We start from the raw sequence: 11,692 nt of genomic DNA, 5'->3' as shown, positions 1-11,692 counted from the left end.
TCGGGTTTATTTTGTTTGGAAGGAAGTTAACCCGGTCTGGATACGGCAGCAGTCTAATGATGAGACTATGGGAGTGCTTCCAACATATTTTTCCATAAAACAAACATGATACGACAAAAAAACAAAAAGAATGCTACTTCATGCGCGCGCTCTTCGACAACATTTTTGGATTTTTTTGGTTATAATAGGTGGTGGCAAGAAATACAGATAGAGATTGGAGAGGTCATTGGAATGCTGGTATTAGAGAGAACGCTTACAGAGCGTGCGAAATCCAAAAAAACGATAGAAGTTACCGTATTATTGGAGCAGTTAGGCATAAGCTTAGATAAATGGCAGGAGCAGCAGCAATCCAAAAAGAGATCGATTCATATGTGCGGCAGATTCGACAAAATTGGATGATAATAGTAAAGAATAGTGCCGACCAACTGACAGATTCTGTGTGATAACATCGCTATAATTTAGGTTATGGCGAGGAATTGATTACATAAAATTGAGTATGTGTGACTAGGAGTCGGAGAGATGAGTAGAAACGATCAGCTGAAAGAAGAACAAACTCCCCAAGCTGTTGTCGAGCTGGATGTCCTCACGATTCTAGAGCAGCTTGGAATTGATCGCGCAAGATGGCCTAAGGATTTACCCCCTCTACACAATGAATAGTACATTCCCGAATAAAACCATAGTCGGCGGGCAGCCATGACTATGGTTTTATGTCTGACGGATACAAATTGAATCACTCCATGGTGCGTTCTGCACGTACAAACGCGATGAAGCGCCGTGCTTCCTCGGGAGTCAATTTTCGTCCATCTATTGTGAGATCAAATTGTTTTAACAGATCCTCGTTCGACAATTCCAACTGGTCGACGAATTCACGTATCGGTCCATCTAATATGCTTTGAGGCGCTTTTGTTCGTCCGACCAAATAGTCCACAGAGACGTGAAACAAGTCGGCGAATTTGGATAATGTCTCGGAATCTGGTTCCCTGCGGTTTTTCTCGTAGTGTGATAAAGCAGCACGTGAGATCCCAAGAGATGCAGCTGTCTGTTCTTGAGTCCACCCCCGATCATCCCTCAATTTCGCAATCCGGCTACCAATGTTCATACAACGCCTCCTAAATAACTACTGCCATTCTCATATTAATACGAAATGCAACCAATTGCATTCAATGAAACAAAACGTCGCAATATTGTAACAAGCATGAAAAAGGGGTTGACATGTTACGATCTGTATCGTAAAGTAAAAACTGCAAGTGATACATATCGTATCATACACGATATTTTCTCCACAATTGCATCTGTTTAATCGCGCTCCCACTACGTCTTAACAAAATATTACTCAATATATTATACCCTGTTGATTCGCGTACTTTTGATGAAATTATTTTTAGACCGGTTGGGTGGTGTTGGTACGAAAGAGTTAACCTCAGGACCTTTGTTTAGCCGCGTATTGCAGCAGGGGAACTAATAAAGAAACGATGGAGGCTCAAAAAGTGGAATTAAAACATTACTTCAAAATCATCCAAAAAAAGTTTTGGCTAGTTGCAATAATCGTCATAGCTGCATGTGCCGTTACGGCTATCAGAAGCTATTACATGACGACTCCCACTTACATTGCGAATGCAAAATTAGTTGTGAATCAAACCGCAACGGGGGAAGCCATAGTATTGCCAAATGCGAGCCTCATACAGTCGAATATCATGATGATAAATTCCTATAAAGAAATTATCAGGTCAGCAGCGATTATGAACAAAGTGGTCGAGAAATACCCTGATTTAAATGTCACGGCCAGAGAATTGGCGGCTAAAATTTCTATTACATCGGCTAATAATTCTCAAATCATGAACTTGTTTTATAAGGATACTTCTTACGAGAAAGCAGCCAAAAGTGTTAATGCGATTTCTCGCGTTTTTAAGAAAGAAGTTCCGGTCATCATGAAAGTCGATAACGTGATGGTTTTAAATGAAGCCATTGTAGATGATAATGTGGGTCCGTTAAGCACGAATCCCGTATCGAATTTGTTGATCAGTTTTATCGTCTCCCTAATCATTGCGCTCGGAATCGTATTTCTTCTGGATTATTTGGACAATACCTATAGAACCGAAGCCGAGCTGGAGAACGATCTAGGGCTTCCGATGTTGGCGGTCGTGACGAAGTTCAGCAAAGTGGACCGCAGTGAACCGTTAAATGCGAAAAAGCAGATAGTAGGTGAAGGAAACTATGCGACAATCAATCAATGAAAAGATTCCCTTATTTAACCCCACTTCTCCAATCTCCGAATCGTATCGAACTTTACGAACCAACATTCAATTTTCATCCATCGAACATCAAATGAAAGTGCTCATGGTTACCTCGGCTACGAGAGGCGAGGGCAGAACGACGACAGTCGGCAACCTGGCCATCGCTTATGCCAAAGAAGGCAAGAAGGTATTGCTGATTGACGCGGATTCGAAAAATCCGACTCTTCACCAAGTCTTCACGATGGCGAATCGCGTGGGATTATCGAGTGTTCTGGCCGGCCAGAATAACTGGCGAGAAGTTGTGAAGGAAACGAACGTGCAACGTTTATCACTCATTACCAGCGGACCTGACTCACTGGAAATGTTGGGTTCGGACATGATGCGCGATTTATTGATTGAATGGAGAGAACAATACGACATCATTCTGTTCGACACCCCTCCGGTATTGGCCGCAACTGATGGTCTTGTTGTGAGTACGATTTGCGATGGAGTCGTCATGGTCGTTATTGCTGGCAAAGTCGATCGAGAATTGGTCAAAAAGGCGAAAGTGAGCTTGGAGCATGTTAATGCCCGTTTGATCGGCGTCGTATTTAACCAGATCAATCGTAAAAATGTTAAGGCGAAACTTCACTATACTTATGGGAAGTAAGTAGCTTTAGAGGTAATGTCTACTGCACCTTTATCTCTGTAGGCACTCGGTCATGCTGTGGGTTAATTGACCTTAGACATTTATTGTCAAGGGTATGACGTGAGGATGGGTTGAATGCCCTTATCTAAAAAATCGAGCTATCGATTTCGACTCTGCAAAATCGATAGCTCGATTTTTTAGCATCCAGACTCAACAAATATATATATATAAATAAAAAATAGGATAGGGTGAGATGAATGAAAAAAGTACGCAAAGCGATTATACCGGCTGCAGGTTTAGGAACTCGGTTTCTCCCGGCTACCAAAGCGATGCCGAAAGAAATGCTGCCAATTGTTGATAAACCAACCATACAGTATATCGTCGAGGAAGCCATCGCATCCGGGATCGAGGATATCATTATCGTTACCGGTAAAGGAAAACGTGCGATTGAAGACCATTTCGATATCGCCTTTGAATTGGAACAAAATCTGATGGAAAAGGGGAAATACGGATTACTGGAAGAAGTTCAAAAATCATCGAACGTCGATATTCATTACATAAGACAAAAAGAAGCTAAAGGATTAGGACATGCCGTATGGTGCGCACGCAACTTCATCGGCGATGAACCATTCGCGGTCTTGCTTGGTGACGACATCGTCATCTCGGAAGTGCCATGCATAAAGCAGTTGATTAATCAATATGAACGAACGGAACGATCCGTCATCGGCGTTCAAGCCGTGTCGTTTGAACAAACCGAACGTTACGGGATCGTAGATCCGATCGATGCGGTTGGGAATCTATGCCAAGTAAACCGCTTTGTCGAAAAACCGAAGCTGGGAACGGCACCATCGAATTTGGCGATTATGGGCCGTTATGTTTTGACGCCGGAAATTTTTGAATTCCTGGGAAAACACGAGAAAGGCGCAGGCGGAGAAATTCAATTGACCGACGCCATTCAACGGTTAAACGAGTTCCAAGGCGTGTACGCCTATGATTTTGAAGGAACCCGTTACGACGTAGGAGAGAAATTGGGATTTATAAAGACGACGTTGGATTTTGCGCTTAAAAATAAAGAATTGAGGGCACCGTTGCTGATGGCCTTGGAAGAAATCGTTGAACGTGAACATTCTAACAAGATTATTCGATAATGAGGTGATTTGCGATGGCTCCATCGCCCCAAAGAAAAGAAGTAGAGGCTCTCTTGGAGGGCGGACCCCGTTATACAACTTACGGAATAGAAAGAAGGCGAACTTTACGTTTGTACTTGATGGCCAAGCGCGCCATCGATATTATATGTGCCTTTATAGGCTTGCTATTCTTGCTTCCTGCACTCGTCGTTATCGCTTTGTTGATTAAACTGGAAGATCCCAAAGGGACGATTTTCTTCCATCAGACAAGACTCGGAAAGAACGAAAAGCCGTTTAAAATGTATAAGTTTCGGTCCATGGTGTTCAATGCTGAAGAGCTCCTCAACGATTTGTTGGAACAAAACGAAGTCAGTGGCGCGATGTTCAAGATGAAAGAAGATCCTCGCATTACGAAGATCGGTAAATTTATTCGTAAGACAAGCTTGGATGAATTGCCCCAGCTCTGGAATGTCATCCGCGGCGACATGTCTCTTGTCGGTCCAAGACCTCCTTTGCCCAGAGAAGTGGCGGAGTACACCAATTATGACAAGCTCCGATTGAAAGTAACCCCAGGCTGTACCGGGCTGTGGCAGGTCAGCGGGCGAAACGAGTTGAGTTTCAAAGATATGGTTGAACTGGACTTGAGGTATATCGAAAGAAGAAGTTTAATCTATGATTTCAAGATCATATTCAAAACGGTCAAAGTCTTATTCGGCTCGAAAGACGCATTCTAGGACAACAAAATTGAGGTGTCTATATTGGAGATTAATTCCAAAATCTATGTGGCAGGCCATAAAGGTTTGGTCGGTTCGGCTATTTTGAGAGCGCTGGTAAATAAGGGCTTCAAAAATCTCGTTTATCACTCAAGCTCTGAGCTCGATTTAAGAGATCGGCAGCAGGTGCTCGCCTTTTTCGAAGAAGAGCGAATCGACTATGTTTTTTTGGCTGCGGCTAAAGTCGGCGGGATTGCAGCAAACAATGATTATCCGGCCGATTTTATCCGGGATAATTTACTGATCCAAACCAATGTCATCGATGCGGCCTATCAAACGGATGTCAGCAAATTGCTTTTCCTGGGTTCGACTTGTATTTATCCGAAATTCGCCCCTCAGCCGCTCAAAGAAGAGTATTTGCTCACAGGCGAATTGGAGCCGACAAACCAGCCGTATGCCATTGCGAAAATTGCCGGCATAAACATGTGTCAATCCTATAACCGTCAGTACGGGACGAAGTTCATTTCGGTTATGCCTACGAATATGTATGGGCCGAACGACAACTTCGATTTGAAATCGTCGCATGTCTTGCCTGCCTTGCTGCGAAAGTTTCACGAGGCAAAGGAAAGCAATTCTAAGACCGTTGAAGTATGGGGTTCGGGAAATCCGAAGCGGGAATTTCTTCACTCCGATGATCTGGCGGATGCGTGCTTGTTCCTGATGGCGCATTACGAAGACGGCGAGATCGTGAATATCGGCGTAGGTCATGACATTTCAATAAAAGAATTGGCGGAACTAATCAAATCGGTCGTCGGGTATGAAGGCGGCATCGCATTCAACCCATCGATTCCGGACGGCACGCCAAGAAAATTAGTCGACGTGACCAAAATCAACGCGTTGGGATGGCAAGCCAAAATATCGCTGGAAGACGGGCTGAAAGCCGTATATGCCGAGTTCCGGAAAGAATATCAAACCATAGCTTAGTCATTGGAGGAATAAAGGATGAAAAGCGCGCTTATTACGGGTGTAACCGGTCAAGACGGTTCTTACCTGGCGGAATTTTTGCTGGAGAAGGGCTATAAAGTATACGGCCTGAGAAGGCGGACGAGTACGCCGAACTACGAGAACGTCGAACACATCAAGGATCAGATCGAATGGATTTCGGGCGATCTCACGGATATGGCATCGCTGATTGAAGCGGTACGCGTCTCGAATCCTGACGAAGTATATAATTTGGCTGCACAATCCTTCGTCGCGGCTTCTTGGCCGCAGCCGGTCGCGACCGGGCAAATGACGGCATTGGCGGTTACGAATATGTTGGAAGCCGTTCGGATCATGAAACCGGAAGCGCGATTCTATCAGGCATCCAGCAGCGAAATGTTCGGCAAAGTCGTCGAAACGCCGCAGAAAGAGTCGACGCCCTTCTATCCTAGAAGTCCTTACGGCGTCGCAAAAGTATACGGACATTGGATTACGGTCAACTATCGGGAAAGCTTTAACATGTTTGCATGCTCTGGCATTTTGTTCAATCACGAATCGCCCAGACGGGGCCTAGAGTTTGTTACCCGCAAAATAACGGACGCCGTCGCGAGAATCAAGCTGGGTCTCGATACCGAACTCCGGCTCGGGAACCTGGATGCGAAGCGGGATTGGGGATTCGCGGGGGATTATATCAAAGCGATGTGGCTGATGCTTCAACAGGATGCGCCCGACGATTACATCATTTCGACCGGCGAAACGCATACCGTCGAAGAATTCGTGGAAATCGCGTTCTCATACGTCGGGTTGAATTGGAAGAATCATGTCGTCCTTGACGAGAAGTTCGTACGTCCGGCCGAAGTGGATCTGCTGCTCGGGGATTGCACCAAAGCGAAGGAGAATCTGGGATGGCAGCTGGATGTCAGCTTCGACGAGCTGGTGAAAATGATGGTCATTTCCGACCTCCAAAAATATGAATCCGTCACACATGGAAAATCATTACAATGGACGTAGCGTCTGCGAGGATTAGCAAAGACTTTCTGTCGAAATACGTTGTGATTCTCGTTGGCGCATTGGTCATGTGCTATTGGTACTACTTCAACGAGAATAATGCTCTGCTCTATTATGGCATCTTGTTGAACATTATTCTGGTGCACAAGTTGAAAAACAGCAAGATTCTTCAGCTCGTCTTCTTGTTTATGCTGACGTATTTGTTAAACCTGATCCCGTATTTTTCATACGGTATTAATATTGCGTACTATGAGCCGTATGCACGCAAAGAACTGTTTGAATCGGTACTTTTCCTGCATGTCCTGTTTCTGTTTGTTCTCTATCTCTTCATCGGAAACAAGGTGAACAAGAACAAAGAAACGTTAATCGGGAAAGTGAATATGAAAGACAATCTGATGCTGTACGGGATCAGCATTGCGGTTATGTCCTTCATTCTGGCTGCCGGGAAGACAGGACATAATCTTACCGAATCAATTGGTAAAGGGCCCCAGTTGACCGAAGGGCTGGCAATCAACGAATATTTTCTTGTTTTCACCTTTGTGGCTTATGTGTTCTCGGGCAATCAACGTTTTAGAAATGCCATAATCCTAATTCTTTCGGTTTTATACATCGCAAAAAATACGATAGCCGAAGGAAGGATCGAATCGCTGCAGCTGATCATCTTGTTATTCGTGCTGTACGTTGATAAGAAACGGATTTCCAATGTGTTGTTCTGGATAGGGACATTGGTCGGATATTCGTTAATGAGCGTGTTTGAGAAGGTTCGAATCGGCACGGTTTCGTTCTATAAAATCGGAGAGAACGGCTCACCCTACCTCGAAAGCAACCAAGGAGACGTCTTTTACAGTTCGTCCGTGTATGTAGGGCTTGTTAAGGAGAATATCTTCAACGATTCGTTTCGGCTCCATTCGTTCATCGGGTATATCGAGCGGATCTTCCTGCCGTCCAAATTTGCCGCAAGCGAAGCCAACGTCTCCTTATATTCGAAATCCTATACGCCATCCGGAGGAGGCGGGCTGATCAGTGCTTATTTTTATGTATGGCTTTCCTATATCGGGGTCGTGTTGATCGCCGTTTTTCTGGCATGGATCATCAATAAGCTTTATATAACGAAAAATCCCTATTTTTTATTCTATATCATTATGGTCGTCGTCACGTTCCCGCGTTGGTTCGCGTATGACCCCATTACGTTGTTTAAACTGACTTCATATGGTGTCATCATTTTCTTCGGCTTTATGCAGCTCGATCTGATGTTAAACAAGTATAACAGGAAGATAGCCGGGAGAATGGCTCTGAATCAGCTATGAATTCCGTAATCCATGATCCAAGGTGAGGCATTTATGAAGAGAATTTGTTTAGTAGGGCAATTTCCGCCGCCGATACACGGGTTATCCAAGGCGCTGCAGACGATCATCGACTCCAAGTATTTTAATGAGAAGTTTGATTTATCCTTCGTCGACATCACGAACAACAAGAAAATTGCGGGCCATCTGGGCAAGGTGGAACAAATCGATGCGGACGTGTATTACTTCACCATTTCACATTCGAAATTCGGCAACCTTAGAGACATGTTTATACTTTGGCGGCTCTTACGGAAAAAGAAGAAGGTCGTCATTCATTATCACGGCGGCTATTATAAGGAGCTCTACAAACGGTTTAATCCCCTTCAGCGTCTGCTGAACAAAAAGCTGATTTCGCGAATCGATGTCATGATCGTATTGAGCAAGAGGCTGCAGGACCTGTTTGATGATGTGTTAATCCCCCAGAAGGTTCGAATATGCGAGAATTGCATCGAAGACGAATCGCTGCTAAGCGAACTGGAGTTCAAGCGTAAACTTTCCCTTCTTGCAGAAGGGAAAAACCGGTTGGAAATTCTCTACTTGAGTAATTTTATTAAAAGTAAAGGTTATTTCGAGCTGCTTCGCGCGGCCAAAGCGCTTCGGAGTGAAAGAGTCGTATTTCATTTTGCTGGAAAATTTTTCAACGAAACCGACAAGGCCGAATTTTTTAATTATGTGAAGCATAACGGTCTGGAAGGCTATGTCCAGTATCATGGCATCGTTTCGGGAGACGCGAAGAAGGACTTGCTTTCGCGAAGTGATGTGTTCGCGCTACCGACGTATTATCCAATCGAAGGACAACCGATATCCATCATCGAAGCGATGGGTAACGGGCTAACCATTATTTCGACGAATCATGCCGGAATACCGGACATTGTCTCTTCGGATAACGGATATTTGGTCAAACAGAGATCGCCAGAGGAAATCGTGACCGTCGTCAAGAATTTGCTTGCTGATAATCGGAAGTTGATCGATTTCGCGAACGAGAACCGAAGGACGGCGCTTGCCAAATTCAAGGAAATCGACTACATCAAGAGACTGGAAGTCATAATGGATGAGGTCTGAAAGAGTGAATGATGAAAGAGGTCATGGCATGAAGCGTAATATTGTCTTTGTTATTAATTATTTTTATCCGGACTACGCTTCTACAGGTCAATTGTTGACGGAATTATGCCTGCACCTGCAGCACGACTTCAATATCACCGTCATTGCTCAACAGCCCGGCTATGCGGGCGAGAAGAATGAAGAGGGGAAGCGGATCGTGCATGACCGGCTGGAAAATATCAATATTATCCGAATCCGTCTTCCCGAAGTGGATAAACAAAACAAGTTGAGCAGGCTTCGGTATATTGCAACCTACTTCTTTTATGCGAATCTGCTGGTGCTTCGGCAAAAAAATGTTGACTACATTTACACGATATCTCAACCTCCGATATTAGGAGGGCTGATCGGCACTATCGGTAAAGTTCTGAAACGGTCGAAGCATATTTACAACATCCAGGATTTTAATCCGGAGCAGGCGGAAGCGGTCGGCTTTACGAAGAACAAACTGGTCTTCAAAGCGGCCAAATGGATGGATACCCTCAATTGCAAATGGGCCGATCACGTCATTATCGTCGGCCAGGATATGCAGCAGACGCTGTTCAAACGGTTTAACAACCAGAAGGTTACGGAGAACTCCGTGATCAACAATTGGACGAATGAACAAGAAATCGTTCCGCTTACGAAGCAGCATCCGAAAGTAGCGGCGTTCATTGAAGAGAACGGCTGGAAAGACAAGTTCATCATCATGTATTCAGGAAATTTGGGACTCTACTACGATCTGGAAAATTTGATCAAGATGACCAGAGAGTTCAATAACATCAAAGATCTCCTCTTCGTCTTTATCGGCGAAGGCGCCGTGAAGAAGCAAATGCAGGATTACGCGAGCCAGCACGGATTAACGCAGGTGCATTTCCTGCCCTATCAACCGAAAGAAAGCTTGAAGTACTCGTTAAACGCTGCCGACGTCCATCTGGTCGTGAACCAGAAAGGTATTAAAGGGGTTTCGGTGCCAAGCAAAATATACGGCGTCATGGCTGCCGGGAAGCCTGTATTAGGCATACTCGAAAGCGAAAGCGAAGCCCATCGCCTTATTCAGGAGAGCCAATGCGGGGTCGTGGCCGAACCGCAGGATTACGAGAGCGCGATCCGGCAAATTCGCTATTTGCAAAGCCTCAATCCGAATCAACTGGCAGAATTCGGCGCTCGGGGGCGTGCCTATCTGGAAGAGCATCTGCGGCGCGAATTGTCGCTCGAGAAGTACAGAAAGCTGTTGTTGTCCATCTAGTAGCATAAAGATAGATTTAAATTCGGATAGGAGTGTATATGATGGTTACGACATTGACGCAAAGCAAAACATTCGTGGTGAAAGGCGGGAATACCCTCTCCGGAACGGTGCGTTTATCGGGTGCCAAGAACGCCGCACTTCCCATGATCGCGGCAGCTTGCCTGGGCGAGGAGCCGACCGTGCTCGATAATGTTCCGGTTAATTTGCGGGATGTCAAAATATTGATTCAAATCTTAAGCGAAGCGGGCGCGTACATTCAGGTGGACGGGAATACCGTTTCCTGCGCCAGGGGGAGCTTCCCGAACACGGCGGTTAACCCGATTGCCAGCGAAATCCGTTACTCTCTGCTGCTGCTCGGCTTGGCCTCGGCTTTCGGGTCGGAGCTGCTGCTTCCGATGCCGGGCGGATGCAAAATCGGCGACCGCAAATATGATCTGCATCTGATGGGCTTAAGCAAATTAGGCTCGACCGTAGAAGAAACCGAAGAAGGCATCCTCGTTACGTCGAAAGGCAACGTAGGCGCCCAAATCGAATTTTACTTGCCGACAACCTCGGGTACCGAAAATATTATGATCGCAGCCGCGATTGCCGAAGGTGAAACGACGATTCTGAACGCCAACACGCGTCCGGAAATCATGGAGATGGCAAAGCTGATGAACCTGATGGGGGCCAATGTGGAGTGCTCCAACCGGGTCGTGACCATAAAAGGCGCCAACAAGATCAAGGGCGGCGTGCGATACTCGGTTATGCCGGGCTGGGACGAGGCCGTCACCTACATCATCGCATCGGCGATGACTGGTGGGGAAGTATGCATCCCTGACTTTTCCCTGGACTTCATTAAAGAAGATGTCCGGCATTTGCGCGAAATCGGCGTCGAAGTGTTCGAGTGGGGAGGCGCGGTTTACGCATCGGGCAAAAAAACGAAGAAATCGTTCGATTTGTTCACGGCTCCGTATCCCGGCATCAACTCCGACATGCAGCCGATCTTCGCAGCGCTGGCTTTTGTCGTAGACGGTAAAAGCACAATAACTGACTTGCGATTCACGGAACGATTCAAATATGTCGACGAACTGAAGAAGTTCGGCGGAAACATCTATTCGTTCGGGAATACGGCCATTGTCGAAGGCGGCATACCGCTGCTTGGCACCGATGTGAACGCAACGGATCTTCGAGGCGGCGCCGCTTGCGTCCTAGCGGGATTGGTTGCGCAAGGAACGACGGTCGTCGGCAATGTAAGCCAAATTGAGCGCGGCTACGAGAACATCATTGAGAAGCTGCAGCAGCTGGGTGCGGACATTGAAAGTCATCATTCCTAATATAGAACGAGGAATC

General features: G+C 45.8%; 13 protein-coding genes. 12 read left to right on the top strand and 1 reads right to left on the bottom strand.

Annotated features, from left to right (window positions below; genetic code table 11):
* Positions 1–231: 231 nt before the first annotated feature.
* Both NNL21_RS09320 and NNL21_RS09315 read left to right on the top strand, forming a co-directional pair.
* Positions 232–399, top strand: coding sequence for a hypothetical protein (locus NNL21_RS09320; protein ID WP_204817391.1), 168 nt, complete (start codon positions 232–234; stop codon positions 397–399).
* Between the two features lie 120 nt (positions 400–519).
* On the top strand, positions 520–657 hold the full coding sequence (locus tag NNL21_RS09315) for a hypothetical protein (protein WP_204817393.1): 138 nt from the start codon (positions 520–522) through the stop codon (positions 655–657).
* 73 nt (positions 658–730) lie between these two features.
* On the opposite strand, the gene NNL21_RS09310 is transcribed toward NNL21_RS09315, so the two are convergent.
* Positions 731–1,099 (bottom strand): helix-turn-helix domain-containing protein, encoded by a 369-nt coding sequence (locus NNL21_RS09310; protein WP_204817395.1) that lies wholly within the window; start codon positions 1,097–1,099, stop codon positions 731–733.
* Between the two features lie 388 nt (positions 1,100–1,487).
* On the opposite strand from NNL21_RS09310, the gene NNL21_RS09305 reads away from it, so the two are divergent.
* From NNL21_RS09305 to NNL21_RS09260, 10 genes are all read left to right on the top strand, one after another.
* Positions 1,488–2,234: a YveK family protein gene (locus tag NNL21_RS09305; protein ID WP_204817397.1), complete on the top strand. Its 747-nt coding sequence runs from the start codon at positions 1,488–1,490 to the stop codon at positions 2,232–2,234.
* A complete protein-coding gene (locus NNL21_RS09300; protein WP_204817399.1) occupies positions 2,215–2,883 on the top strand; it encodes a CpsD/CapB family tyrosine-protein kinase in 669 nt (222 codons plus the stop codon). Before NNL21_RS09305 ends, NNL21_RS09300 begins: the two co-directional genes overlap by 20 nt.
* 236 nt (positions 2,884–3,119) lie before the next feature.
* Positions 3,120–4,010 carry a UTP--glucose-1-phosphate uridylyltransferase GalU gene (gene galU / locus NNL21_RS09295; RefSeq protein ID WP_204817401.1) on the top strand — a complete coding sequence of 297 codons (891 nt, stop codon included), beginning with the start codon at positions 3,120–3,122 and terminating at the stop codon, positions 4,008–4,010.
* 14 nt (positions 4,011–4,024) lie between these two features.
* Positions 4,025–4,723 (top strand): sugar transferase, encoded by a 699-nt coding sequence (locus NNL21_RS09290; protein ID WP_204817403.1) that lies wholly within the window; start codon positions 4,025–4,027, stop codon positions 4,721–4,723.
* A 24-nt stretch (positions 4,724–4,747) separates the two neighbouring features.
* Positions 4,748–5,686, top strand: a complete 939-nt coding sequence (locus tag NNL21_RS09285; RefSeq protein WP_204817405.1) for a GDP-L-fucose synthase family protein — start codon at positions 4,748–4,750, stop codon at positions 5,684–5,686.
* Positions 5,687–5,704: 18 nt separating this feature from the next.
* Complete coding sequence (gene gmd, locus NNL21_RS09280; RefSeq protein ID WP_204817407.1) at positions 5,705–6,694, top strand: GDP-mannose 4,6-dehydratase; 990 nt, start codon at positions 5,705–5,707, stop codon at positions 6,692–6,694.
* The gene (locus NNL21_RS09275) at positions 6,685–7,998 is read left to right on the top strand and encodes a hypothetical protein (protein ID WP_204817409.1); all 1,314 of its coding nucleotides are present in this window, start codon (positions 6,685–6,687) and stop codon (positions 7,996–7,998) included. Before gmd ends, NNL21_RS09275 begins: the two co-directional genes overlap by 10 nt.
* Before the next feature lie 33 nt (positions 7,999–8,031).
* Entirely contained in the window at positions 8,032–9,096 is a 1,065-nt protein-coding gene (locus NNL21_RS09270) for a glycosyltransferase family 4 protein (protein ID WP_204817410.1), read from the top strand.
* A gap of 28 nt (positions 9,097–9,124) precedes the next feature.
* Positions 9,125–10,360, top strand: a complete 1,236-nt coding sequence (locus tag NNL21_RS09265; RefSeq protein ID WP_204817412.1) for a glycosyltransferase family 4 protein — start codon at positions 9,125–9,127, stop codon at positions 10,358–10,360.
* Between the two features lie 38 nt (positions 10,361–10,398).
* Entirely contained in the window at positions 10,399–11,676 is a 1,278-nt protein-coding gene (locus NNL21_RS09260; RefSeq protein ID WP_204817414.1) for a UDP-N-acetylglucosamine 1-carboxyvinyltransferase, read from the top strand.
* The last annotated feature ends 16 nt before the right edge of the window (positions 11,677–11,692 follow it).

The sequence above is a fragment of the Paenibacillus mendelii genome (genome assembly GCF_024498075.1).
GTDB lineage: Bacteria > Bacillota > Bacilli > Paenibacillales > Paenibacillaceae > Paenibacillus_Z > Paenibacillus_Z mendelii.
Note: the sequence above shows the minus strand (reverse complement) of the source record. Positions and strands in the feature narration are given on the sequence as shown.